Below are 25,862 nucleotides of genomic sequence, written 5' to 3'. Positions count from 1 at the left end.
GGTACCATAAACGGTCGTTTATGGTACCATTCAAATTTATCCTTATTGTACAAAATAACAGCGAAATTTTTAAATCTATTCCTTATCGATACAAATTCCCCGTAGGCGCTAGGGACCTCTTTAGCTCCTTGGAAGCTGTCAGTAGTATACCTAATAATTTATCTACATTCCCTTTAGTAACGTGTAACTTTCCAAATTTACAAAAGCGACTCATAGAATTATTTCCTCCCGTTAAATAATAGATAACTATTAAAAATAGACAATACTTGCTCATAAGTAACGGTACTTAAATTGTTTACTTTGGCGTGTTTCATTGCTTGATGAAACTGATTTTTAGTAAACAGTTGACGATATTCTCGATTGACCCATTTTGAAACAAAGTACGTATATAGCTTCCAATATTTATCTGGAACATCTGTGGTATGGCGGGTAAGTTTTATTAAGACACTGTTTACTTTTGGTTTAGGATGAAAGCATTCCGCTGGCAGCTTAAGCAATTGCTGAATCGAGACTTGAGTGTGCAAGAGCAACCCTAGTGTTCGGTGAATATCCAAGGTACGCTTGTAGAATCCTTCTTCAACAATCAGATAGATGTCAGACGCATGGCTTTCAAAAACCACTTTTTTAATAATTTGTGTGCTTAAATGGTAAGGAATATTCCCAACAATTTTATACCTCTGTTTGTTAGGGAATTGAAACTGTAGAATATCTTGGTGAATTAAAGTGACACGAATGTTCAGTTTTAATTTTTCTGACGATAAGTTGAATAGATGACTGTCTAATTCAATAGACGTTACCTGTTTACTTATTTTAGCCAGTTTCGTCGTTAAATGCCCTTTACCTGTTCCAATTTCGTAAACGGTATCGGTTTCTTTTAAATTCAATTGTTTTATTATTTGGTTGAGTACTTTTTCACTCGTTAAAAAGTTTTGAGAATATTTTATATTTTTGTTCATGTAATCACTCCTGAAGTGATTACATCTATAAATAAATACAGAAGTTAAACGATTTGTTTGTAATTTTAGTTATCTGTTTAAAAAGTCATAAGATTAGTCACTGGTAGGAATTAATCTAACGTATTTATTTATCTGCGTAATCACTGTTTTTAGTCTGTTTCAAAACAGTAGATGTTTTATCTACATTACGCATTTGGAATACCAACATGACGAATCCCTCCTTCTTAATTACAAATTTTTAGCATCTAATTTAACTTCAATTCCTATTATACAAAATTTTAAGATAATGCACTATCAACACACTCTTAAGTTTGCTTCTAAGTCTTATTTCCATAACTTTAGGGTTAACCATACGCAAGACCAATCACTCTCGGACAATACTCATGATTTTAATGATAAAATCCATGTTAAACCCATAGATAAGAAATACACCTGCAATAACCGTTACCTGTTTGTGCCAATTTAAAAATGCACCACTTTTTTATAATTAAAACGGTTGAAAACTGTACCACTAATAACTCACAATAGAGAGATGTCACCGTCAAGTTAAATGTACAAAATAACAGCGAAATTTTTAAATCTATTTCTTATCGATACAAATTCCTCGTAGGCGCTCGGGACCCCTACCTGCTAATAACTTGGTAAAAAGCACCCGACGATTACAGATAGAGAAATACATGGATAGCTTTACAGACAAAGAACTATCCTTAATGGAATCTTTAGCCAGCGGTATCAACGAAGCAAGAAACATCGAAGACTAATTAAAAGAATCCATACATAACGGAAAGAGCCGATAAAATGAGATTGTATTAATCTCATTTTATCGGCTCTGCGTCTTTGCGTCTGGCTCTGTAATCACAGTTACTTTGAACTGCTTTATTTCAATTAAATTTTCTTGTCTGCATTTCGGACAATAGAGGGGGAATTTTTTTAATTCAGTATCTTCCCTTATCTTTAATCGTGTTTTATTTCCACATACAGGACACAATATCCACTTGTAGTTTATAATAACTATCTCCTCCTTTACACTTTAATTCAAATCTTTATTAAAAAATATTTCATCTTATTTAACAAGAAACCATATTTATATAACAACATAAAATACACTAAGTTATTTTATTGAACATATATCGTACTTTATCTATCCGACTATTTGGACGACGGGGCTGGCAAACAGGTTCACCGGTAGTAACATGGTACCCTTTTAACTCTGTTAAACAAACACTACGTCCATTTGTAAAGAAAGTTAAATCACTACGATATTCTTGAATACACCGAGCAGGGATTTCTCCACTAAGAATGACCTCATTATTTTTCAATTGAGTGTCTACGATGTTCGCACAATATTTAGGAGCATCGTTGTATGCTCGTGAAAGATATTCCTGTGGCGCATAAATTTTAAAACTAAGATATGGCTCTAACAATTCTGTTCCAGCTTTTTTTAAGACTTGTTCCAATACAATAGGAGCAAGCATCCGAAAATCTGCTGGGGTACTAACAGGGCTATAGTATAAGCCATACTTAAAACAGATTTTACAATCCGTCACATTCCAACCATATAATCCTTGTTCGCAACCATAGCGTATCCCTTCCATAACTGCATTTTGAAATGATTGATTTAAGTATCCAAGAGAAACCGAGCTCTCATACTGCATTCCACTTCCCAACGGAAGCGGTGATACAGATAAACCAATGGAAGCCCAGAAAGGATTTGGCGGCACTTCGATGTGAATGGTATATTCTGCATTTTTTAACGGTCTCTCCATATAAATGACTGTAGGCTCTTTTAGTTCTATCTCCACATGATACTTTTCTTGCAACAGTGCACTAATCACTTCCATTTGTACTTTCCCTAAGAAAGAAAGTATAATTTCATGTGTCGTAGAATCCACGTAATATCGTAGAAGCGGATCACTATCTGAGATTTCCAAAAGGGCATCAAGCAACATTTCTCTCTGTTCAGGTTTACTCGGTTCAACAGTTGTTTGTAGTAGAGGGTGCGGATTTTCAATCTTTTTTCTCTGTGGCAATAGTTTTGTATCTCCAAGAACACTATTTAACTTCAAAAACTCATTTTGCAAAATAACAATTTCTCCAGAATAAGCTCTATCAATCTTACATAATTCACCATTTATTGAAGTATACATTTCTGTAACTTTTATTTTTTCTTTTTCTGATACTCTAACCGAATCTCGTAAATGTAGTACTCCACTATAAAGGCGTATATATGCAAGACGTTGTCTTTTTTTTGTATATTCAATTTTGAAAACATTTCCGCAAAGTTCAGACGGACCTCGATGTGTTGATGAATAAAATTTATTCGTAATCACTTCTATAAGGTTATCAATCCCTATATTGTTTTTTGCACTTCCGTGATAAACAGGGAACAGGGAACAATTATGAAATCTTATGCTTTCCTCTTGTTCGAGTTCCAATGCTTCTAATGATTTACCGGACATATATTTCTCTAAAAGGTCATCGTTTCCCTCTATTACCGTATCCCATTGTTCAGATTCGGTAAAGTTCGTCACACACATATTAGGATACAGTTCTACCTTCTGTTTGATTACAATTTCGGCAGAAAGTTTCTCTTTAATATCCTGATAAACCGTTGATAAATCAATTCCATTTTGGTCAATCTTATTGATAAAAAAGATTGTGGGAATCCCCATTTTCCTAAGTGCATGAAATAATATACGAGTTTGTGCTTGTACGCCATCTTTTGCAGAAATCAGTAGAATTGCCCCATCTAAAACTGATAATGAACGATATACTTCTGCTAAGAAATCCATATGTCCTGGCGTGTCTATGATGTTCACCTTCGTATTTTCCCACTGAAAAGAGGTTATTCCTGTCTGAATTGTAATTCCTCTCTGACGTTCTAAAAGCGTATTATCCGTCCTCGTTGTACCTTTGTCCACGCTTCCTAATTCTGTAATCGCTCCACTGTTATATAATAAGCTTTCTGTTAAGGTAGTTTTTCCTGCATCAACATGAGCTAAAACTCCAATATTAATAATTTTCATGTGATTTTCCTCCATTCAAAAACCCAAAAGGGCATAAAAATCCCAGTGATAAATACTTTTATCACTGGGATTTTTATGCATAACCATAGGTATACAAAGCATACAGATATTCTCTGGATACTTTAGAATCACATGATAAAGGTATTCTTAAACTGGGTACAAAAAACTAAGCCCTCCTAAAAAAGGACATCTAATTATTTGTTCCCGCTATCAAATTGACAGTTTATTTAAGAATACCTTGCCGCATATTTATTAACTCCTTTTAAATAGTCACTTAAATAATAGCACGTAAGAGCATATTTGTAAAGGAATCTCCAATTTTTTATCAAAAAGAGTACATGATTACAAAGTATCTGTAATCATGTACCAATATTTGTTATTTTACAATCTTCCAATTACTCCCGTTCTTTTCAAGTACCAAATCAAATTGAGATACCTGCGTTGCTTTGGTCTGCTGGTCGATATACTCCACTGTCAGCGATACCGTGACTTGATTATCCTTACGATTGTGAATAGGATTTACCAGTTCTTGAAAGATGTACTCTTTTCCGATTGGTTTTAATATCCCGTCATTCACATAGTAGGAAAGTTCACTGGCTGTCGCTGTAGGATAGAGCTTGAAGAACGTCGTTAAAAACTCATTGATTTCATTGGTTGTAATGGAATCAACCGTCCCCTCACTTTCAATGGCTTTTGGTTTATAACTTGATTTCTTAGGTATGTTGGTAATGGTCGGATTCTTAACCAGTACCATATTTCCAGAACCATCTACATAGACACTCACTATATAAGCAGAGTGGACGGTCTTTGTATTTTCTCCCTCTGTAATGAGCTGGTCTACACTGTAGGTTACATTAAACTCATTGTCGCCAGTTGGCTCTACCGTCCATATCTGAAATCCTCTTACAGAAGACGATACAGGAATATCTTTGCGTACTGTATCAACATTGAGAGCTTGAAGTTCATCTGTCAGATAGCCTTTTAGACTTTCCATTCGATTATCAATGGACTTATCGGATTGCTCCCATGAATAGTAGACTTTCGCAAAGTTCTCTACAAAATTTTCTACATGATGAGTATCAACGTATTCCTTTTCTATGATAGTTGTTTCGTGAATAGTATGAGTATCTATAGCTGTAAAGTGCTTGAATATCGCAAAGCTGAAACTAAGCCCTAAAAGTACCCACAAGGCAATCACAACCTTTTTATGAGGATTGACCTTATAGACACGAGGTTTCTTTTCCTTTGGTATCTGTTTTTCTTTATTCTGATTTTTTCTAAATTTCATCATTAAATCTTCCTTTCTCATTGTTTGATTCGTCCTGCTCCCACTAAATGCTGTTGCCAGTAGGGGCTTGTTAAGTCGGCATAACCGATTGGGTCGCCTGCATGAAACATACGGTTATTGCCAAGGTATATCCCAACATGAGTAATATAAGAGCCAGCGTTATAGGTAGAATGAAAGAAAACCAAATCGCCAGCTTGTGCTTCCGATAGTGGGATATGCTGGGTCACATCATATTGCTGTTGTGCGGTTCGTGGTAAGTTAATTCCAGCTTTTCCATACGTCCATTGTGTCAGTCCGCTACAATCAAAAGAAGTAGTCGGGGAAGCTCCACCGTAAACGTATCGCCAGCCCTCATATTTCAGTGCTTCGTCCATGATGGCTTGTACCGTATCATCATCAAACTCTGTTGTGACAAGATACTGCGTTACCAGTTGCACATAAAACATATTGCCATAGTTGTATCGCCAGCCCCCATTGATAGGTATGGCTATGGGATTGGGGTAAGACACTTTTTCGCCACCTGAATACTCTTTTGAGAAACTTTGAGCCAGTTCAAAGGTATATTTATTTCCACGATTAGCCACATACCCTAAGAAACCACCACCATAATTGTAGGACTGGATAACCGATTCTAAATCTACACTGAGCCTTTCGCTACTGGCTAATAATTCACTGAAATACTTCACACCTTGCTTAATGGATTCTTCTGTACTCAATGAATTAGGTGGAAGACCGAGGGATTCCGAGGACTGCATAACATCTTCCGCAGTACCGCCCGATTCCACCTGTATAATCGCAAGAAGTATGTTGACATATTCTTCAACGCCATATTCTTTGGCATATTTTTCTACCATAGGCTTATGAGCCAGCACTTCTGCGGAAACATTCACACCTCCATAATGAATATTGGAAATTCCGCTGTCCTGTTCATCTGAAAATAAAATGGCAACAAACAGAAGCAGTGAGAAGACCATCAAGAATAATCCAGAACCACCAATCACTAAAGTTTTCAACTTCATGGTTTCTTACCGACTTTCTTAATGGTGGCAGTTTTGATTGGTGGTCTACTTCTTGTATTTTGTAGTGGTACTCTTTGAACAGTAGACGGACGTTCTTTTGTGATTGGACGTTGTGAAGTTCTATCTGCTGTAGTGGTTGAAGTTGCTGGCTTTTGAACGGTTTTTTCTTGAACGGTATTGCCTTGGCGTTCCACTTTTGGACTTGAAAAATCGGACTTAACTGCTGGACGCTCTTGTTTGGCTTGTTGAGATTCCTTATATGAAGTCTGAATATTAGACTGTTTTGAGGTCTGTTCATCATGATATTGTTCTTGTCTTGTAGTCGGTCTTTCATGAACAGAAGAAGCAGGCTGTTTTTTCTGTTTGACCTGTTCCATTTCAGAGCGACGCTTCGCAATGGTTTTTCGCCTTTGTTCCTGCTGTTCCTTGCGTCCACTGGCTCTGTCCGCTTTGGTTTGAGAAATACTACTGGTTAAATCACGGACATTCTCTTTTACTTTGGATTTTCCTTGATATACTGCATATCTTGCATTGGTCGGCAAATCTTTAACCTGTTCTTTCAAACCACTAGCAGTGTCTACCATTCTGTCTTTGGTATCAGCTACTGTACCGATGGTTTGACCGATACGTTTTCCAAGTGTTGATTTTTCCTTTCCGTCTGGTCGGGAGTGATCTGCTTGTGTCCTTGCAGAACTCCCCGAACCCGACTGTCCTTTTTTACCTGTAACAATGGCAGACCCAGCCCCTAGAGTAGTCATGGAACGTCCAAGTTTCCGCTGTAGACGGTGCATGTGAGCGTGCATAAGCATACGAGGTTTTCTCATCACACGACTTCCCACACTTTGAGAATCGTTACTCTGTAGAGAAAACATACTCATTAAATCGCCCAGCTTGAAGTAGATTCCTGCAAAGGTCACAATCTGTAGAAAAGCAATCAAAAAGAACGGATAACCAGCCGATAAGGTATAGAGCATGGTTGAAATACTAAATGCTGTCGTAATAATCAATGTGATTCCAGCTCGTGTCAAAATGGTATTAAAGAGCTTTGTTATGGCTCGTTTTGACATACCATCAAATGATGGAATCATGCTTAAAATAAAGCTCACAGGCAGAAACATAGCATAGATGATAAAAAGTACCTGCGAGAAAATCATGATTCCTGTTAATAGGAATACAAATATGGAAATCCCAATATTGAAGACAAATAGGAAGAAGACTGTACCTAAACGGTTAATGGTCTTTGTAATGGTTAGATTGGTATTGCTTCTGTCTTCAATTTCTTCCGCAACAATTTTTTCTCTGTCTTCGCCATTGTTGGAATCTGGGCTGGTGGAGAGCAGGCTTTCCACACGGTCAATACCGATACTTTCAATGTCTGAACTGTTGTATTGAAGCAGTAGCCACGGTTGCTGAACCTGTATGGAAAACAGGCTATCTCTGATTAAGTCCACGCTGTCCTTGCCTTGACTATCGGAATGGGGCATGACAATCTTCGTGCCAAGTGATAAACTGGCATTACTGATGTCTGATGAAAAGTCATTGATTTTTTTAATGTAGTCGGGAGCGTAGGCAATAAAGGAAGCCGATAGGATAAACACCAGCACAAAATTCATAATGGCATGAATTGCCTTTGTGGTTTCTCTCTTTATCAGTCCCGTATAGGCAACATAAACCCCAAGAACCAAAATCAAGAGTAAGAGGAATCCAACATAGAAACCCTCTGTTGAAAATCCGTTTGCACTCACACCAGCTAAGGTCTGCATATTCTTACCAATGGAATCTGCTGTAGCGGAAATGAAGTCTAAGGAATAGGCTTCCTGTACTAAGTAACCTGTCGCATTGGAAACATACAAACTGATTGTCCAAATAAAATTGGTAATGGCATATAGTCCATACATGACCTGTTTTCCAATCCCGTCCGACCAGTTCCACGGAAGCCAGCCCCAGCTATTATCCACATAAAAATCCAGTTGATAGTTTTCAAGTGGGTATCGGCTGTATTCATTTGCCACATTGACCGTATCATCTACCAAGCCCGCAGCTTGAACCACCGTTCCCAGCATGGCTAAAAGAAAAATGGCAATCACAAGTGTGAAAGCCACTGTCATTGCCACTTTACCTAGACGTTTCAGCGTCCAGTTTGATTTTATTCTGTTTACTATTGATGGTTTCACATTTACACCTCTTTTCGCACAGGTGGTCTGGTATCAAAGGCATGGAGCAGTTCTTCAAATACAGGGTGGAACTGTATCACACCGACACGACCATATAAATCACTGATAAGGCATTGCCCGTTTTCCAAATCACGCAATCGCTTCTGATTGTTTTCGTCCTCTGGGTCTACACCAAAAAAGGCTAAGGTCTTTTTAATCTCGTTAAGGTCAGTGGAACGAAATGCAAATTTTAAGCCGAGGTTATTTTTCAGTTTTTCATCTAAGAGGTCGTCTGTATTTTGGGTCACGAAATATACCCCAGCGTTCATAGCACGACCAGCCCGAACCAGCTTCATAGATAGTGTTTTTCCTTGTGCTACCTGTAAAAAGCTCCATGCTTCGTCTAAATCTACAATCTTGAAAATGCTTCGGTCTGTATGGATAAAGTCTAAAGCAAAGGTACTAATGACAATCAGCATAGCAACGGATAAAAGCTCCATAGTGGTATATTCCTCAAAGGAAGTTTCCTTGTCGGGAAGTACCAAGTCCGCAACCTGTATAATGTTCAGTTGTTTTTCTAAGCTGATAGACTGCTCCACATAACCATTACTGAATAATAAATGTGCAAAGTCATAGTCTGTAAAACTTTCGATATGGTCGGCTATACTGGTACTTAGTGGCGTATTCTCAACCCGTAATTCCTCAATCACTTTCATCAACCCTCGTACTTCACTATTGGTTACTGCACGAATGGCTTTTCTAAGGATTGGGAAGCGTTCCCCATCACGAGAGGAAATCCCCGTAAGGAATGTCAGAATATCAATAGCCAGTGATTCAGAATCTTTGGGATTTTTCATAATCACATAAGGGTCAAGTAAGCCTTTGTTTTTCTCATCAGAAGTCAGAGTGACGATATTGATTTCATGGGAAATCTCTGGCAAGGTTTCTTTCCATCTGCCACGTTCTGCTTTTGGGTCTACAATCACTGCTTGTGCCCCATAAAGCACCGCATAATAGACGATAAGGTTATTCGCAAAGGATTTACCACCACCCAGCGAACCAACAAAAGCCGACGCTAACGCATTGGTTACTGAACCCTTAACCCCTTGACTGGCAAGAGCAGGTTTCAGATAGACATTGCGTCCAGTATCTAAGCTGTAGCCAACATAAATCCCCTCATTTTCCCCCAGCATTTGAGTAGCACCAAAACCTAAACCAGCGAGGAAATCAGAGGTCACGTATTGAATATAATCATTCATATAACGCTTGCTGGCAGGTAAAAATTCTTCATGTAAGCCGAGCATATCCCCAAATGGTCGTACCAGTTTTACGCTTAAATCGTCATAAAAATCTTTCACTTCATTACAACGACGTTTGAGTTCGTCAAGATCATTTGCTGATACCCTTACCACATAAGACAGCTTGTACATAGATTCCTTGCTTTGGTCTAAATTGGTTTCCAGCTCATTCACACTTTCCAGAGCTTCCGCCACATTGGAGCTGGTTTCATTATCACTTTGCCAAGCGTGGTTATCCAAGTCTTTCAGTTCTTTCTTTTTATTGCGGACAGTAGATAGGGCTTTACGATTCGCTACAATTTCCACATTCATTGACGTATCAATCGGGAATGTAAATTGCTGTTGCTGGTAGTAGAAGATTTCAGAGGACGGGAAGTCCAGTTCTCCGACAATGCTGTTAATGGTAAAGTAAGCTACATAGACGGTTTCATCTTCCTGCTGGATTTTCAAATATCGCTGTTTTTCTTCCACCAAACAGCGAGTAGGCTTAATCAAGTCATAGTATTTAATCAGCGTTTCATTATCCAGCTTTTTCTTTGATAGATGGTACTCATACTCTTCATAGGCAGTGCCTGTCTGTCCGTAAAGGTGTTCAATCAGATAGCCGAAGTCGTCCTTATCTAACCTGCGGATTTTGAAACGACGAGAGATTTTATTTTCTAAGAGCTTTTCCATCTTCTGAAAACGCAGGATTTCATCATTACTCATACTAACAAAATCGCCCATCAGCTTATGGTTCACATCATAGACAAAATCAGACAAAGCATTTTTTGCTTCAACGGTAAGACTTTTCATAGAAAACTCCTGATCGTTGAGAAGCAACTTAAAGCCGATAAAGAAACGGTAGTTCACTTGATTTTCGCCAATCATGGATATTAAAGCGTCTGTCTGTTGGTCGATTTTGTCATAGGCAACCGCTTTGAGCTTGCCAGTGACTTCATTTTTGGAACGCTCTTGTGCAGAACGTATGCTGGATTCTGTACTGATTTGTAAAGCATGAATTTTGCCATCACGATTTTGTGCGATAAGCTGTCTGAAAGAATCATGCACTTGTATTTTCTGTTCTGGACTTAGAAATGAGTAATTGTAAGGAACAAGCTCATAGTAAGCATAACATTCCCCGTCTTTATTCCAGACGAGATTGTTTTCAATGTATTTAATTGGATATGCCATAAAATTCACTCCTAACTGCTGTAATGGCTTCTTGTGGCTGGTTTCTGCCAAGCGTTACTTTTTTTCCTGCATAGGTCAGCTTTGGTCGCAGTGCATAAGCAATGACAGACTTCAAAAATCCATAAGGCTTTTTACCATCAAAAGTTTTTGTAGACATAAACCATGTGAAAGCCACAGGAATCCCAAAGTATTTGAGAAATGCTCCCTCTATCATGGAAAGAGGGGGCAAGTTGCCAAGTATCATCACTGCAAAGAGTGACACGACAAACCATGTCATTTGCGTAAAGGTTATGGGAAACGGAAGTCTAAAATCATTGATAGAATACAGTACCTTTTCCACAGACCAGATACTGGTATAGCTTCGTATTTTCTTCATGTAATCAATCCTTTCATAAAAAATAGGGGTAGCTGATTGAGCCACCCCGTAAAATAGAAAATCTGCCAGTAGTAATGTACCGACAGATTTAATAGACGATTTCAAAAATCCCATGATTGGTTGAGATAAACGTTCCTGAAAGGTCTAAATCCCGACCATAGGCTTGATAATCAATATAGTTTTGAAGACTAGCTGGTACTTCGCCTAAAGCACCCGTTTCTTCAATGTAGTAGCGTGCCACGTCATACATATCATCACAATCGGAATGAATGATAATATCCTCTTGATGTTCGCTTAGTTCTTCAATGCTTGAAAAATGAGTGAGCAGAGCAGATAGCTCCGATTGTAATTCTTCGGGTAATTCCGATACCATTTCCCATAGTCGATTGAGTTCGCCAATGGAAGTGTATTCGTCAACCGTAAAGGGTAACTCGTAGTCATGAATGGCGTATTCCTCATATTCATCATTCAAGCCGATTTTCTCTTTGACTTCCTCAAAGTCAATGGGAAAGGTAAACCACGCACCGACCAATTCGCCCTCATTGTATTTGCCTAAATTCGCAATATAGACTTGCATATCGTCCATATATTCACGTCCTTTCTTTGTAGAGATTCAAAAATCCCTACCGCACTTCGTTTGGTGTACCATTCCTTTGCGGAACATAAGAAAACCACTTATATTCCACAAAAGAACGGTTTTATTTAAGCACCAATAATGCGATTGAATAGCTCTAGTAAAATGTCTTTTACTCCAGCAGCGTTGAAGACTAAGCCAACCGCAATAATCGCAATAATTAAAAAGCCAATCAGTTTGCTAAACTCACGCTTGAAGCCAAGATACAAGCCAATCACAACGATTGCTAAAAGCACCAGTGATTGAGCGTTTGATAGAAACCAGTTATAAAGGTTTTGTCCAAAATTCATAAAAATGTTCTCCTCTCTATATTCAATGAATTTGTATTTGAGTTATTTTTTTGTTGTTATCACGTCCTGTTCTTTTACTGACTGTTGCTTCAAAATCTGCTTGTGTCGGTCTGTCAGTTTCGCATGGTCGAGAATGTCTTTTACAACCTGCGTCTGGTTGATTTCATCAAGTTTAATCGCAACCTTTAAGGTCGGGGCAACTTGATGAGATAGCCAGTTCAGCGTCCTTTGGAAGGAGTAAGGCTCTGGTTTTGTGGTTAGTTTTAATCGTTCACGATTGTTCCCAATAAACCAAGCCCATTCTTCATTCAGTTTCCAATCAGAACGAGGTTTGGAATCGTCTTTATCTACAAAACGGATATACCGATTGATAATTTTAAAGGCGGTATGCTCTGGATTGTCATAGACGAGTAAATCACGGACTGCATAATAGGCACGCTCATTTTTCAATCGAATCTCAAAACGGTTTTTTACTTCTGCGTCTTCAATGGGAATATCATTTTTCTTGTACTGCTCGTAGTCCTTTTCATAGATACAGAAATAAACTTCACTTTGTAATGAACCGATATAGAGGGTGTTTCCCATACATTCCTTTTCCTCTTTGCGTACCAGTTCGCCACTGCGATAGCTTTTAAAACTGCGGAAGACGGAGATACATTCTTCCTGTTGGCACTTTTCAGTGAGTACAGGGATATTTAAAATCCCTGTCTTATCGTTAATGGCAAGGTCAAGGCGTTTCATCACACCGCCAGCCACCAAAACGTCCATAAAGAACTCATACCAGCTTCTTTGTTGTGCCAGAAGATAGCTTTCAAATTGTCTGCACCCACGACCTTTCAATTCCACCAGAACTCCTTTGTCCAGTTCATGGGAGCAAAGGACGAATATGTCGCCTAAAGCATAATGCTCTGAATAAGAATAGAAACCATAGTCCTCATGAAGAAAATAGGACAGTTTCAGTTGTAAGATGTTTTCGACCACCTGCTGTACGTCTGTTGTCGGAAAGCGAATTCTTACATAATCAAACAGCATTTCAAGGGGAGCGTCGGGATTGAAGCGTTCCAGAGCTTCCCAAAGGGACTGCTGTAAATCCTCTGATGGCTTGACTTTTCCTGTTTCAATATCGCTTAGATACTGCCTTGTAATACCAGTCGCAACAGCTAAACGGTTTTGAGATAGTCCATAAGCCAAGCGTTTTTCTTTTAAATGCTGTAACCAAGTTTGTTCATTCAGTAAAAATCCCTCCAATCAAAAAGGCGTATGTCAACTTTTAAAGCCCATTTGACATACGCTGAAATTTTGTAAATCCCTTGTAACCAAAGGATTTTCTAATGTTTTTTTGACTGTTTCCTGTCGATTTGTACCCCCCTGTTAGAAATAGTGGGAAAATATGAAAAAAAGCCCTTTAAAATGAGGCTTTTGAGGTGTATTTCCTTTTTTTGGTAGCTAATTTGGTAGCCAAATAGATTTAGTCGATAAAATCACTTGATATGAGATTGAGTTTATCTGTTAATTCGGAATCAGCGTTTGGGTATAAATGACTATAAATACTAAGTGTAGTTTTGACATCAGAATGACCCAATCGTCTTTGAATATATAGAGCATTTACGTTATATTCATTAATGAGTAATGATGCATGAGAGTGTCTCAAACCTTTGGGTTGAATGTATTTAACACCTGCACGTTTAGAGTATTTTATAATCTGGTCTCTAATACTACGCTTACGATATGGATTTCCATCAAGTGATAGAATGAATGGTATCTTGTCAACTTTTGCTTGTCGTTCTTTCCATTCCTTAAGTACGTTTAGAGTGTTATCATCAAGCCCAATGGTTCGTCTGGAGCTTTCCGTTTTTAGTTTGTTACGCCGAACCCAATTTTCACGGTTTATGTACTGTAAGTTGTGATTGATTGCTAGAGTTTTCTTTTCAAAATCTACATCTTCCCAATAAAGAGCAGTCGCCTCATTTACACGCATTCCCGTAAAATAATATAGCCAAAAAAGTGTATAAACAAAGTGCTCAAAATAACTCTTTTTATCAAGTGATTGTATTACTTTTTGGAACTCGTCTTTTGTCCAAAAATCTATATGTTTTTTTATGATTGGAATTGGACTGATATTGCTTGTGGGAATTTCATGAAAAATCAACCCATATTTTTTTGCAGTTTTCAAAACTTGATTAAGTAATGTCATCTTGTTTCTTGCATATGAATTTGAATATCTCTCTAATAAACCGTTTCTATAATTAATCACATCATAAGTAGTAATTTCTCTAGGTTTTTTCTTACCAAAATATTGAATAAATTCATCGAATATAACTTGACGTCTGTGTTCGAGATCCGGACTTGTTGTAGCGTAATAATTTGGCATAAAAACTTCTTCCATAAACTGCTTAAAAGTCCATTGAGTATGCTTAATTCCTCCTTTTTGTTGTATCTTATTCAAGGCTTTTGTACGTGCTTCAAAGGCTTCTTTTGCGGTTTGAAAACCACGTCTACGTTCTTGATAAGGTTTACCAGTAGCTAGGTCAACTCCAGCTTTAAAATAGTAAGTATATTTGCCAGTCTTATCATCTTTCGTAACACCGGTATATCTAGTTTTTGACATGTAGTTCCTCCAATCCAAGTATCTCTGCTACAACTGATACTGGAACTGTTCCAAGTCCTTTATTATTATAAAAATCGAATCCACGTTCAACCATAATATGTTTTGCTTGCCGTAAAATATTATAAGCAGTCCATTTTGAAAAACCTAAGTCCATAATTTCTTGTACTGTCATAGTTAGCTTATCGTTCATAAGTCAGTTTCTCCTTTACTAGTAAGTTCTAGGAATTCTCCTATTAATTGTTTGAGTTCATTATTTAATCGTGGGGTTTGTTCTTTAAGTGCATCTTGTAGTTCTAAAGAAAATGAGCTACTATCAAATGCTTTTAGGTGTTTTCTAAGTCTGGTCTTTTTCACTCTAATAGTGTTAGGTTTCAGGTAGGGGAATAATTCGGGTAAAAGTGCTGGTTCATGAAGAAAAATATAGGCAAATGCTTTGCTATCATCTGGAATACTTGAAAGACTAAAGAAGCTAAAATTCTCCAATCGTTTAGAAATCTCTGAAATGGTTTCTTCGTTTATAGCCTTTGTCCGAAGTTGGAACTCTAACCGCCACCAAAAGGGCTTGCTTTCTATATTTAATTTATCATCTCTTTTGTGACTTAATACCTCTATATTCTTATCGTACAAACGTACTTGAACGTTGCTACCACTTGCACCCCAGTATTTACTTTCTATATTTCCCCCTCTACCGTAGAATATTTTATGACTAACCCCTCCTTTGATATGTTGTAAAAAAACTATTTCTGGCCTATTGAAGATATCAAAAGCAAGATCTAATCGTGACAGTCTAATTTCTAATCGATTTAATCGAGCGTAATTCATAATCTGCCTCCACACTTGTAACCCCTCAAATTCTTTTAGTGAGTTTGGGTTGAAGTCTAGGCGTATGACTTGATAACCACCATAATCCGATAGTTGAAAGAAAATTAGATTTATACTATCTTCGTTTATCGTTTTATAAAGAGTAAAATAGTCTTCTCTTAGATTTTCTTGAATACTAAATTCTTGAATTATATTATCGAGTGATTTTCGTAATTCACGAAATATTCGTCTAAGTGATTGGTTCTCACTATCAAAGATTACTGTTAATCTGTCAATGCTGATATAAATAGATTTTTCTAGTTTTGATAAATCTACTTGACTTTGATATTCTCGTAGAGATTGAATGGTATTTTTCAACTGTAACGCCTCCTTTCTATACTTAAAATCTGCGTAATTCGTTGCTACTATTGATTTTTGCCTATGACTCGTTACTTAGGGCGTTGCCTTAAGTGTATCTGATTGCTGGCTGTTAGAAACGCCAGTTTTTATGTTAGAGATTGGGAGAACTTCGAGCTTCGGGCGCTCTGCCTTCGGCCCGCGCCCTTGCACTTGTCTCCCAATCTCTAATTTATTAGTTTTTAAACTACCCAAAATACTTGTCTAGAAAAATCGATAGCAGTTCAAGTGCTCGAAGTTCAATTTCTTCGTCTCGAATATTGTTAAATACATCATCATTTATTAGAACTGATGCACCTAAACTAGGCGAATAAAAAGAATGAGTATTGTTAGTGTTGTTGTCTTTTATTGTGTATTGTGTAGATTTCATAATCTCCTCAATCTAGCCATATCTCGCTTCTTATGGACTTTTTATTACCATTTTGGTATAATTGTATTGGTTTTAAACGAAAGCCTCAGAACGCTTTGCAGAGCTTTCTGGGGTGTTTTTGCATACTCATAAAATTAACTAGTATCACTTATTTTGTATGCTTTGTTTTTATATAACCATTTTGGTTATATAAGTATAATACAACCATTTTGGTTATAAGTCAATAGAAAAACGAAAGGAATTTTAAAATGTTAAAAGACAATATAAAAAAAGCCCGACTAAATGCAGGACTTACTCAATTAGAAGTTGCTGAAAAGTTAGGTGTTGCTCAAGCACAGTATGCTAGGTGGGAGAACGGAGGGAGAAATCCGAAAGATGAAACAATAGAAAAATTAGCTGATATCTTTGGTACATCTTTTGAGATTTTAAAAGGACGTGATGATGGACTAGAAGAAATTGTTAGTTTATTGAAGGAATATGAACTGACAGAAGAAGAAAAAAATGAAATTATTATTATCTTAAAACAATTTTTGATGAAAAAGGGAAGTTAGTTTGCTGTAATGATTTTAAACTAAAATCAAAACTACTCCAAAAATAGTATTGATTTTGGTTTAATACAAAACATATGTAATAATGTGAGCCGACAAAAGTCTGTTTTTGTACCATACTATCTTGAAAAATCTACTAAATTCAAATTGAGAGGATGAATTAAAATGAATAAAATATTTATATATGCAGGAGTGCGAAATCATAACTCTAAGAAAATTATGATTCCGAACATTTTGAGAAGATGTATTGGGAGAAAAAACGCCTTTTTGAAGCTAATAGTTTAGAGGAATGGTATTATGTTGAAAATATTAAATAACTCTGTCATATATTTATGTTTGATTCCGTTATTGTTCCTATTATTGATAATTTTTCCAAATGATTCATTAATCTATTATTTTCGATTGATTTTAATTTCGTTAATATCAATTACATTACATGAACTAGGTCATTTTTTAGTGGGAAGATGTTTATCTTATAAACTAGAGATGCTTGCTACTCCCTTTTTCTTCTATTTCAGAAAAAAAATATATTTCAAATTTCCAGTGTTATTAGCATTCGGTTATTGTCAAATGAGTAATAGAAACATTACTGATGAAAAAAATAGTGATAGGAATTTGGTGTTCTACTTCTTTGGGGGAGGTGGAGCTAACCTAATTGTCGCAATATTAGCACTTTTGGGATTTGTGCCGTACGCATCAGAATTTTTTATTTTGAATATAATTCTTTTTCTAGTTACGGTATGTTTACCAATTGATGGAACAGATGGCAATGCTATTAGAGAGATATTTTTGTATTCAAAAGATTCAAAAATATATCAGAGATTCTTTGCGAATAGTTTCTATAATAATCCTCATATAACAATCGACGATTTTGCAAAATTAACCTCTAAAGAAAAATCTTTTTTTTCAAAATTTGAAAAATGTTTGATAAACCTTTACTTTGAAGTAAAAGGTGAAGGGTCAGCATTTACAATTGCTAATAATGAAGTTTTTGATTCAAATATTCAGGAAAATATTATCCGTGAGTACTATAAATTACTACATAAAACTTCTGATTGGTTTATTCCACAGAACTTATCTTCAGAAGAAGTTGTTTTTACCTTGTCAAACTATATTTACTCGAAAAATAATAAATATTTAAAAAAGATTAAGTATCAAAAGAAATTAGTAGATTTTAGACAAGAAGAAATTATCGACTTTATTTTGAACAAGGAGGGAGTATTGTGAAAGTTCCAATGATATATCAAATGGAAAATTCAGAATGTGGATTAGCATGCTGTGCCATGATATTGAACTATTTTAAATATGAAATTTCTTTAAATGAACTACGTGAAATCTACCCATCATCCAGATTCTGAGTTACTTGAAAAGTCTAACTTAATTTGACAATTTAGGTTTAGAAAATCTTGATTATGATACTGAATTAGATATGGACAAGAAAGATAAAAAAGATCTAGAAAAATCTCTTGCCCAAATGAAAAATACAAAAGAGGAATTAAAGAAATTCATTAGTTCGTATGGAGTTGTTTTGAAAAAAAGAATTGGTAGCTTTTTGGTAGCTAAACAGACAAAACATCTATTTTTTATCAAAGAATACTTAAAAAGAATGTTAATTTATCAGCATTCTTTTTCGTTTCAAATCGATTCTCGGAATTAGATACGGGGGGTTAAGTGCTGGCGTGGCTATTGCCACACCAGCCAGCAAGATCAGTCCACACCTGCGACTTCCGCTTCGCACGTCGCCTGCGTGGACTGTCTGCTGTTGGATAACTTTTTAATTTCCTCCAAGAAATCATATCCTTTTGGTACAAGGGGAGTATAAAACTCTGATATGACACTTGTTCCTACATCAACATAGCCACGACCTTTGATTCGCTTTAAGAAGAAATCCTTTTGTACGTCACTGCCAAACATCATGCCATAGCCCATTTCAGACATACGACCTAAAGCCACTCTGAAATTAAACTGATCACGGATTCCGTCGCCTAAATATTTTGCGTCTGGACGTTGACAAGCCAGTATTAGAAAGAAGCCAGCTTGACGACCTAACATGACAATCTGTTTCAGCTTATTCATAACTGCGGTGTTTTCTTTTGTTCCCAGCATTTCCATGAAAGCGACGTATTCATCAAAGATTAAGAAGTGTGCCGGGAGACCTAAGTAAGCATAATTTTTGCCAGTCTTATAGTTCTTCATCTGCTTCATTTCCTCACTACGTTTCATCATTTCTTCATAGAATGTTTCAATGCAAGAAAGCAAGTCTTCTTTTCTATAGTAGACATTTGCCATCACAGAACCTAAGTCCGCAAGGTCAGCATTTTTCGGGTCAAGAATATACAGTTTTGAATCTGTATGAAGCAAGGCTTCAATCAGTGTCAGTATAAAGTAAGTTTTACCGCCACCTGTACCACCAGCAATCAACATATGAGGGAGCTTATCATATTCCCACCATACGTTTTTCATTAAGCGAAGTTTACCATCTTTAGCTTCTACTTCATCAATAGAAATACGACTGGCTATGGTGTCATAGAGCAAAGTATATTCCACATAGGAATCCTTTAACTCTTTATCCGTCAGCTCACAGTACAAGCCACTCTCTAATTTCTTTTCCAAGTGTAAGAGTTGGTCTTGATATTTTCCCAGCGTGATTTCCACCCGTATCTGTATCAAGCCATTTTTAAGTCGATAATACATTTTAGGGAAGTAGGTTATCTTTTCCTTTGTACGACCAGCACTATCTTTAAAGAAACCCTCTGTTTTGACCTGTTCAGATTCATACCACTTGTTTTCAAGTATCATCTTTGCCAGTTTTTGACGGTGGTAAAGTTGTTTAACCGTATCATAGCGAACCCGTTTGAATACAAACGCTACCAGCAAGCAGATAAGAATTGCGACACTGAAACTGATAATTAAATAGGGAATGTCAATCTTATCTGCTTGTGATAGGTTAAAATCCTGCCAGTTGATCTGCTGGATTGTCTTCACATGAAACAGTCCGACAACCAGCAGGAAAACAGGCAGGAGTGACGCTATCGTAAAATGAAAGACTAAATCTTTACCAGATGGGCGAATCCTTTTACCACGCTGTTTCATGCGAAAAAGTCTCCTTTCTACCTAGCGACTATTTGTCTTGTGTCGGTTCTTTCTTTGCTTGTGGTTGAGCTTTGAATGAACTAGAATCCTTTGTCAGCACAATATCGTCTGCCTTGATATACCAGTCAACATCTGCTCCTTGATAGGTGGCAGTAGCAACGGTGTCCGCAATGGGATTGATAAGTTCCACCCGTGCGTTATAATCAAACTCTTTCAAAGGCACGCTGGCAGGAATACTTACTTGAATCATGCGTCCTTGTCCTTTGGATTTTAAGTCATAGGTACGTTCCTTGATTTCATCTGAAACCGACCCGTCTTCATTTTGGATTCTCACTTCACGACGTAGAGCAGAGAATTTCAATTCTCCAAAAGTCGTGTCTTTATCTAATACAATGCCATTTGCTAATCTCATCATTTTTCCTCTCTTTCTTTATTCTTTTATCATGTCGTCAGCATGTAAAAGGTAATTTGTAAAACCACGAGTGCCGATTTTGTAGCCCTCTGCGGTAATACGTGGATTGACTAACTTCACACGTTCCTCAAAGCCGAAATGTTTTTCGCCAGCTTCAGCAGGAAGCACCACCACAATATCATCTGCTCTTTGAACATCAGAATAGAGATTATAGCTTCTTGATAAGACAGTTAGCCGTCCGTTGATTCTTCGCTGAACGACTTTATCCTCGCCAGCAAATTCTAAATTGCCGAATGTTTTTTCCATGTTGGGAATCACAAATTTAAGTTCCATATTTTTACCTATCCTTTCTTTTTTATTGGCTGAATGAATGTTTGATGGTCTTAAAGAGTGGGGAACGACCTTTTGATTCTTGATTTTTTGTTTTCATAAGTTCACTTCCTTTCAAAATCGGGTAAAAAAATAGACACCTCATTTTTTGAAGTGTCTACCTATTAAATATTCAAATTTTATTGGAAGTATCTTTATATCTTCACTTTTCAAGGATAAATCGTCGTATCAAAGCTCATTCATAAGTAGTAAATTAGTAGTAAATTGAGTGGTTTTGACCTTGATAAAGTGTGATAAGTCCAGTTTTTATGCGGATAACTAGATTTTTATGCTATTTTTATTAAAAAAAATAGATCCCATTGCTCAATGGGACCTAGCGGATTAAAGGATGGTATCAGATTTTTCAACTTGATAGAGAGCCATACTCATAAACAAAGCAACAACAAGAAGAATAAGAATCCCGGGTGTCCAAGAGTGGAAGATTTGTTGGCTTGAACCAAATAAGATAGGTCCAAGTGCAGCAAAGACGTATCCTCCCGTTTGAGCCAGTCCAGAGAGCTGAGCAGTTTTCTCAGGAGAGCTAGACTTCATGGAGAAGGTAACCATGAGGTAAGGGAATAAGATACTCGTAAAACTTCCGATCAAGATATTCAGGATCAACCAGTAAATGAAGTTGTCTGTCTTTAGTAACAGCATGGCAATTCCAGTAAAACCAGCTAAAACAGTCGTTATCAGCATGATGCGACGGTTTCGTTCAGAAAGGCTGGTGGTGAGACTTGGAATAGTCATAGAGAAAGGAAGACTCATCAGGGTGAATACAGATGCTAAAATTCCTGCATTGGCTTGATCGATACCAGCTTGGGTTGCCATGGTAGGAAGCCAGGTCATCGTCGTATAGTACAAGAGAGACTGTAGACCACAGAAGAGCATAATAGCCCAGACCTTACCATTCTTATACCAGCTAGTCTTATTTTCATTAGAAGAGGAGCTTTTTTTCAAATAATGATTGTGACGAGCATTGGGGAGCCAGATCACAAGTGCAAGCGCACAGACAACGGTCAGCACCCAGACTAGGCCTTGCCAAGAGGTGGCTTGAGTGATAGGAACAGCAACAGAAGAAGCTACCGCAGTAGACAAGCCCATTGCTGTGATATAAAGGGTTGTTAAGAAGCCAAGACGTTTTGGCTCATTGGCTTGGATCAAGCTTGGTAGAAGGACATTGATAAAGGCAATCGCAGCACCAATCAAAAGAGTTCCCACATAGAGGAGAGGCAGATTGATGGTGCGTAGAGCAGATCCAATCGTCATCAGGATCAAAACTCCGAGAAAGAGTCGCTCAATCCCAAAGCGTCTCGCCCAGCTAGTAGCAAAAGGAGAGAAAATAGCAAAGGTTAGGAGGGGGAGACTCGTCAAAAGGCCGAGAGAACTCACCTCGACACCAAAGCTAGCAGCAATATCTGATAAGACAGTGGAGAGGGTCGTAAATGGGGCCCGCAAGACCACTCCTAGTAAAAGGATCCCTGGAATGAGAAAACGTGAATGGCTTTGTTTCATAATGTACCTCCTTGTTCGAAAATGAACAGCATCCGTATCATTATAGCACAAGAACTTGGTGGAGGCAAAAGGAATTATCGGGGAATAAAGCCCGTAAAATAGCTGTTTCGCCTACAAATATAGGAAACAATAGAAAGATAGAGCTGAAAAAATTTTTTGAAGGTTTTAAAACTTTCTTCACACATCCTTTTTATAGGAGTCTAATTATCTCCGCTCAAACTGCGTCCATTTCTCTAAATTTGGTTGGACTCTCCGAGTTCACCTCATTAATTTTTTAAGATCGTAGTTCTCACTAGCGTTCGAACTGCGTCAATGTACCTAAGCTCGTCCACGTCCCTATCAGGCTTGGTTAGATGAAATAGATTTAGTAATAATTACATAACGCAGTGGTTGATTGGTATCTTTGTTCGCTCTTATAGCTCCAAAGATTACCTAATCAACTGTGCGGGGGTGAGACAACGAACAATTTTAAAAAATTGTTCTGTCTCACTCCCATAAAAAAAGCCACCTGATTTGGTGGCCTTTATGGGAGATTATTATGAAAAAGTTTAGGATTTTCTATCAAACAAAGTTAGGAGGTCTTCATTTGATGGTATTAGTATAAATCGGAAAACTTAAAGAAAACTTAAGATAAGTTCCTGTAATTATAAATCAGTCTTAAGACTGATGGTTTGATTTGTAGCTGTCATTCGATCTCATTCTAGGTGAACTTGCATTATTGTCAGAATTGTGAGAAAATAGTCTTCATTAAAGGAGGGAAAGGATAGCGAGATGAGAGAGGATATCAAGATTAACGACCGTGCCCTAGCACTGGAGAAACAATTGATTGAAAAGTTAGAGCTTGTGTTTGATACCGATGTTGAATTGGACGTCTACAACCTCGGTTTGATTTATGAGTTGGATCTGGATGAGGAAGGGACTTGCAAGGTAGTCATGACCTTTACCGATACCGCTTGTGACTGTGCGGAAAGTTTACCTATCGAAATCGTCGCCCGCCTAAAAGAAATTGACGGTATTGAAGACGTCAAAGTAGAAGTAACCTGGTCGCCCGCCTGGAAAATTACCCGGATCAGCCGTTATGGGCGCATCGCCCTTGGGCTTCCACCGCGATAAATCAATAAAACTCACTTTACAAATTCGTAAAGTGAGTTTTTTCATATCTTATTGTTTACCAGACTGTTCCATATTCCAGAAGTCTGTCACGGCACCGCGTGAAGCAGAGGATACCGTGTGGGCATATTTACCGAGAACCCCACGGCTATAGAGTGGTGGCAAGGTTGTTTCAGCCTTCCGTTTCGCCAACTCTTCGTCTGAGACGTGCATGGTGATTTCTTTGGTATCTTGGTCAACTGTAACCAAATCACCAGTGTGGAGGTAGGCGATTGGGCCACCGACCTGGGCTTCAGGTGCGATGTGTCCGACAACGAGACCGTAAGTACCACCAGAGAAGCGTCCGTCTGTCAAGAGGGCAACCTTATCTCCTTGGCCTTTCCCAACGATCATAGACGACAAGGACAGCATTTCCGGCATACCAGGACCACCCTTAGGTCCTACAAAACGAACAACAACAACGTCGCCATCCACGATTTCATCCGAAAGAACCGCTTCAATGGCAGCTTCTTCGGAGTCAAAGACCTTAGCAGGACCAGTAATGTTACGCACTTTAACACCTGATACTTTGGCAACTGCCCCTTCTGGAGCCAAGTTCCCTTTCAAGATGATCAATGGTCCATCCGCACGTTTTGGATTTTCAAGTGGCATGATGACTTTTTGACCTGGTGTCAAATCAGCAAAGGCTTCTAAGTTTTCAGCCACCGTTTTACCAGTACATGTGATGCGATCCCCGTGAAGGAAACCATTCTTAAGAAGGTATTTCATGACGGCTGGCACACCACCGACATTGTAAAGGTCTTGGAAGACGTATTGACCAGAAGGTTTCAAGTCTGCCAAGTGAGGCACACGCTCTTGGAAATCATTGAAGTCTTCAAGGGTCAAATCCACATTGGCCGCATGAGCGATCGCCAGCAAGTGAAGAGTCGCATTGGTGGATCCACCCAGCGCCATGGTCACTGTAATCGCATCTTCAAAGGCTTCACGGGTCAAGATGTCAGATGGCTTCAGTCCCATTTCAAGCATTTTGACAACTGCACGACCTGCTTCTTCGATATCGGCTTTTTTATCAGCTGATTCAGCAGGGTGAGAAGAGGAACCTGGCAAGCTCATCCCAAGGACCTCGATCGCTGTCGCCATGGTGTTGGCCGTATACATACCACCACAACCACCAGGGCCTGGGCAGGCATTACATTCTAGTTGCTTCACTTCTTCAGCAGTCATATCACCATGGTTCCATTTCCCGATCCCTTCGAAAACAGAAACCAAGTCAATATCCTTGCCGTTCAGATTACCCGGTGCAATGGTCCCACCATAGGCAAAGATCGCTGGGATATCCATATTGGCAATGGCGATCATCGAACCAGGCATGTTCTTATCACAACCCCCGATGGCTACAAAGGCATCCACGTTGTGACCGCCCATAGCCGCTTCGATAGAGTCTGCTATGATATCACGAGAAGTCAAGGAGAAGCGCATCCCAGGCGTTCCCATAGCAATCCCATCCGCAACCGTAATAGTTCCGAATTGGACCGGCCAAGCTCCCGCATCTTTTACACCTTCTTTGGCCAATTTTCCAAAATCATGAAGGTGCATGTTACAAGGTGTGTTTTCAGCCCAAGTAGAAATCACCCCTACGATTGGTTTTTCAAAGTTTTCATCTGTCATCCCAGTTGCCCGAAGCATAGCCCGGTTAGGGGACTTGACCATGCTGTCATAGACGCTACTGCGATGGCGTGTATCTAATTCTGTCATCTGATTCCCTCTCATCGTATTTTTTATTATTATAGCACAATTTACGACCCAACGACAGAAGAAAATTCTTGAATTTTCAGACAATTTAACAGAGTGAGGATGGAGAATAGAGGATGAAAGAAATTATTTGAAAAAAGTTGTCAAGTAACTTTACTTTACAAAAAAGTTTTGTTATACTGTTAAAGTTGATGAAAATCAAACCTAATTGAATTTATATCTTAAAAGGAGAAAAACGAAATGGCAGTACCTGCACGTCGCACATCAAAAGCGAAGAAAAACAAACGTCGTACGCACTACAAAGTAACAGCTCCATCTGTAAACTTTGACGAAGCAACTGGAGATTACTCACGTTCACACCGTGTATCACTTAAAGGATACTACAAAGGACGTAAGATCGCTAAAGCTGCATCAGCTGAATAATAGAAGGGAGATACCATGCGCGTAAATATTACACTTGAACACAAAGAATCTGGTGAACGCTTGTACCTTACTTCTAAAAACAAACGTAACACTCCAGACCGTCTTCAATTGAAGAAATACTCACCAAAACTTCGCAAACACGTTGTGTTTACAGAAGTTAAGTAGGGGTTCAATACGAATCAATACATAAGAAAAACGCTGATCTCAAGCGTTTTTTCTTTTTGCCAAATG

General features: G+C 38.1%; 26 protein-coding genes and 3 pseudogenes. 7 read left to right on the top strand and 22 right to left on the bottom strand.

Annotated elements, in window-relative coordinates; all coding sequences use genetic code 11:
- Positions 1-218: 218 nt before the first annotated feature.
- From erm(B) to ABT997_RS05950, 3 genes and pseudogenes are all read right to left on the bottom strand, one after another.
- Entirely contained in the window at positions 219-956 is a 738-nt protein-coding gene (gene erm(B), locus ABT997_RS05960; RefSeq protein ID WP_001038790.1) for a 23S rRNA (adenine(2058)-N(6))-methyltransferase Erm(B), read from the bottom strand.
- Between the two features lie 124 nt (positions 957-1,080).
- Complete coding sequence (locus ABT997_RS05955; protein WP_001814874.1) at positions 1,081-1,164, bottom strand: 23S rRNA methyltransferase attenuation leader peptide; 84 nt, start codon at positions 1,162-1,164, stop codon at positions 1,081-1,083.
- 48 nt (positions 1,165-1,212) lie between these two features.
- A pseudogene (locus tag ABT997_RS05950) lies at positions 1,213-1,296 on the bottom strand (MLS leader peptide); the annotation flags it as partial.
- Between the two features lie 283 nt (positions 1,297-1,579).
- Here ABT997_RS05950 and ABT997_RS05945 point away from each other — a divergent pair.
- Positions 1,580-1,717 (top strand): annotated as a pseudogene (locus ABT997_RS05945) (XRE family transcriptional regulator); the annotation flags it as partial.
- Positions 1,718-1,776: 59 nt separating this feature from the next.
- Here ABT997_RS05945 and ABT997_RS05940 read toward each other — a convergent pair.
- From ABT997_RS05940 to ABT997_RS05870, 14 genes and pseudogenes are all read right to left on the bottom strand, one after another.
- Positions 1,777-1,944: a cysteine-rich KTR domain-containing protein gene (locus tag ABT997_RS05940; RefSeq protein ID WP_000336323.1), complete on the bottom strand. Its 168-nt coding sequence runs from the start codon at positions 1,942-1,944 to the stop codon at positions 1,777-1,779.
- Positions 1,945-2,062: 118 nt separating this feature from the next.
- Positions 2,063-3,982, bottom strand: coding sequence for a tetracycline resistance ribosomal protection protein Tet(M) (gene tet(M), locus ABT997_RS05935; RefSeq protein ID WP_000691727.1), 1,920 nt, complete (start codon positions 3,980-3,982; stop codon positions 2,063-2,065).
- A gap of 15 nt (positions 3,983-3,997) precedes the next feature.
- Positions 3,998-4,045, bottom strand: a pseudogene (locus ABT997_RS05930) (hypothetical protein); the annotation flags it as partial.
- Positions 4,046-4,358: 313 nt separating this feature from the next.
- The gene (locus ABT997_RS05925; protein WP_001224319.1) at positions 4,359-5,291 is read right to left on the bottom strand and encodes a conjugal transfer protein; all 933 of its coding nucleotides are present in this window, start codon (positions 5,289-5,291) and stop codon (positions 4,359-4,361) included.
- Positions 5,288-6,289 (bottom strand): bifunctional lytic transglycosylase/C40 family peptidase, encoded by a 1,002-nt coding sequence (locus ABT997_RS05920; RefSeq protein ID WP_000769868.1) that lies wholly within the window; start codon positions 6,287-6,289, stop codon positions 5,288-5,290. The genes ABT997_RS05925 and ABT997_RS05920 overlap by 4 nt, the downstream gene beginning before the upstream one ends.
- A complete protein-coding gene (locus ABT997_RS05915) occupies positions 6,286-8,463 on the bottom strand; it encodes a CD3337/EF1877 family mobilome membrane protein (RefSeq protein ID WP_000804748.1) in 2,178 nt (725 codons plus the stop codon). Before ABT997_RS05915 ends, ABT997_RS05920 begins: the two co-directional genes overlap by 4 nt.
- A 2-nt stretch (positions 8,464-8,465) precedes the next feature.
- Positions 8,466-10,913, bottom strand: a complete 2,448-nt coding sequence (gene tcpF, locus ABT997_RS05910; RefSeq protein WP_000331160.1) for a conjugal transfer ATPase TcpF — start codon at positions 10,911-10,913, stop codon at positions 8,466-8,468.
- On the bottom strand, positions 10,897-11,289 hold the full coding sequence (locus tag ABT997_RS05905) for a conjugal transfer protein (protein WP_000723888.1): 393 nt from the start codon (positions 11,287-11,289) through the stop codon (positions 10,897-10,899). The genes tcpF and ABT997_RS05905 overlap by 17 nt, the downstream gene beginning before the upstream one ends.
- 88 nt (positions 11,290-11,377) lie before the next feature.
- Positions 11,378-11,875: an antirestriction protein ArdA gene (locus ABT997_RS05900; RefSeq protein ID WP_000342539.1), complete on the bottom strand. Its 498-nt coding sequence runs from the start codon at positions 11,873-11,875 to the stop codon at positions 11,378-11,380.
- A gap of 116 nt (positions 11,876-11,991) precedes the next feature.
- Positions 11,992-12,213, bottom strand: a complete 222-nt coding sequence (locus tag ABT997_RS05895; RefSeq protein WP_001009056.1) for a hypothetical protein — start codon at positions 12,211-12,213, stop codon at positions 11,992-11,994.
- A gap of 42 nt (positions 12,214-12,255) precedes the next feature.
- The gene (gene mobT, locus ABT997_RS05890) at positions 12,256-13,461 is read right to left on the bottom strand and encodes a MobT family relaxase (protein ID WP_000398284.1); all 1,206 of its coding nucleotides are present in this window, start codon (positions 13,459-13,461) and stop codon (positions 12,256-12,258) included.
- A gap of 220 nt (positions 13,462-13,681) precedes the next feature.
- Positions 13,682-14,821, bottom strand: coding sequence for a tyrosine-type recombinase/integrase (locus ABT997_RS05880; protein ID WP_350018954.1), 1,140 nt, complete (start codon positions 14,819-14,821; stop codon positions 13,682-13,684).
- On the bottom strand, positions 14,808-15,011 hold the full coding sequence (locus ABT997_RS05875) for a DUF3173 family protein (RefSeq protein ID WP_000998327.1): 204 nt from the start codon (positions 15,009-15,011) through the stop codon (positions 14,808-14,810). Before ABT997_RS05875 ends, ABT997_RS05880 begins: the two co-directional genes overlap by 14 nt.
- The gene (locus ABT997_RS05870) at positions 15,008-16,000 is read right to left on the bottom strand and encodes a hypothetical protein (RefSeq protein WP_002273084.1); all 993 of its coding nucleotides are present in this window, start codon (positions 15,998-16,000) and stop codon (positions 15,008-15,010) included. Before ABT997_RS05870 ends, ABT997_RS05875 begins: the two co-directional genes overlap by 4 nt.
- A 657-nt stretch (positions 16,001-16,657) precedes the next feature.
- On the opposite strand from ABT997_RS05870, the gene ABT997_RS05865 reads away from it, so the two are divergent.
- The 3 genes from ABT997_RS05865 to ABT997_RS05855 all read left to right on the top strand — a co-directional run bounded on the left by ABT997_RS05865 (position 16,658) and on the right by ABT997_RS05855 (position 18,315).
- On the top strand, positions 16,658-16,960 hold the full coding sequence (locus ABT997_RS05865; RefSeq protein ID WP_350018953.1) for a helix-turn-helix transcriptional regulator: 303 nt from the start codon (positions 16,658-16,660) through the stop codon (positions 16,958-16,960).
- Positions 16,961-17,254: 294 nt separating this feature from the next.
- Positions 17,255-18,184, top strand: coding sequence for a M50 family metallopeptidase (locus ABT997_RS05860; protein WP_350018952.1), 930 nt, complete (start codon positions 17,255-17,257; stop codon positions 18,182-18,184).
- Between the two features lie 8 nt (positions 18,185-18,192).
- Complete coding sequence (locus tag ABT997_RS05855) at positions 18,193-18,315, top strand: cysteine peptidase family C39 domain-containing protein (protein ID WP_267472195.1); 123 nt, start codon at positions 18,193-18,195, stop codon at positions 18,313-18,315.
- A gap of 349 nt (positions 18,316-18,664) precedes the next feature.
- Here ABT997_RS05855 and ABT997_RS05850 read toward each other — a convergent pair whose 3' ends face one another.
- From ABT997_RS05850 to ABT997_RS05835, 4 genes are all read right to left on the bottom strand, one after another.
- Positions 18,665-20,050 (bottom strand): FtsK/SpoIIIE domain-containing protein, encoded by a 1,386-nt coding sequence (locus ABT997_RS05850; RefSeq protein WP_000813488.1) that lies wholly within the window; start codon positions 20,048-20,050, stop codon positions 18,665-18,667.
- 28 nt (positions 20,051-20,078) lie between these two features.
- Entirely contained in the window at positions 20,079-20,465 is a 387-nt protein-coding gene (locus ABT997_RS05845) for a YdcP family protein (protein ID WP_000985015.1), read from the bottom strand.
- 15 nt (positions 20,466-20,480) lie between these two features.
- The gene (locus ABT997_RS05840) at positions 20,481-20,795 is read right to left on the bottom strand and encodes a YdcP family protein (RefSeq protein ID WP_000420682.1); all 315 of its coding nucleotides are present in this window, start codon (positions 20,793-20,795) and stop codon (positions 20,481-20,483) included.
- A 378-nt stretch (positions 20,796-21,173) separates the two neighbouring features.
- Positions 21,174-22,346, bottom strand: coding sequence for a CynX/NimT family MFS transporter (locus ABT997_RS05835; RefSeq protein WP_154854741.1), 1,173 nt, complete (start codon positions 22,344-22,346; stop codon positions 21,174-21,176).
- A gap of 771 nt (positions 22,347-23,117) precedes the next feature.
- Here ABT997_RS05835 and ABT997_RS05830 point away from each other — a divergent pair.
- Complete coding sequence (locus ABT997_RS05830; protein WP_006595245.1) at positions 23,118-23,459, top strand: metal-sulfur cluster assembly factor; 342 nt, start codon at positions 23,118-23,120, stop codon at positions 23,457-23,459.
- Between the two features lie 48 nt (positions 23,460-23,507).
- On the opposite strand, the gene ilvD is transcribed toward ABT997_RS05830, so the two are convergent.
- Positions 23,508-25,211 carry a dihydroxy-acid dehydratase gene (gene ilvD / locus ABT997_RS05825; protein ID WP_006597056.1) on the bottom strand — a complete coding sequence of 568 codons (1,704 nt, stop codon included), beginning with the start codon at positions 25,209-25,211 and terminating at the stop codon, positions 23,508-23,510.
- A 237-nt stretch (positions 25,212-25,448) separates the two neighbouring features.
- Here ilvD and rpmF point away from each other — a divergent pair, with 237 nt between their 5' ends.
- Both rpmF and rpmG read left to right on the top strand, forming a co-directional pair.
- Complete coding sequence (gene rpmF, locus ABT997_RS05820; RefSeq protein WP_003009516.1) at positions 25,449-25,631, top strand: 50S ribosomal protein L32; 183 nt, start codon at positions 25,449-25,451, stop codon at positions 25,629-25,631.
- A gap of 15 nt (positions 25,632-25,646) precedes the next feature.
- Positions 25,647-25,796 (top strand): 50S ribosomal protein L33, encoded by a 150-nt coding sequence (rpmG, locus tag ABT997_RS05815; RefSeq protein WP_001265622.1) that lies wholly within the window; start codon positions 25,647-25,649, stop codon positions 25,794-25,796.
- The last annotated feature ends 66 nt before the right edge of the window (positions 25,797-25,862 follow it).

This window comes from Streptococcus australis (assembly GCF_040226615.1).
In the GTDB taxonomy this organism is placed as follows: domain Bacteria; phylum Bacillota; class Bacilli; order Lactobacillales; family Streptococcaceae; genus Streptococcus; species Streptococcus australis_E.
The sequence above is the reverse complement of the archived record's forward strand: the minus strand, read 5'-3'. Positions and strand labels throughout refer to the sequence as shown.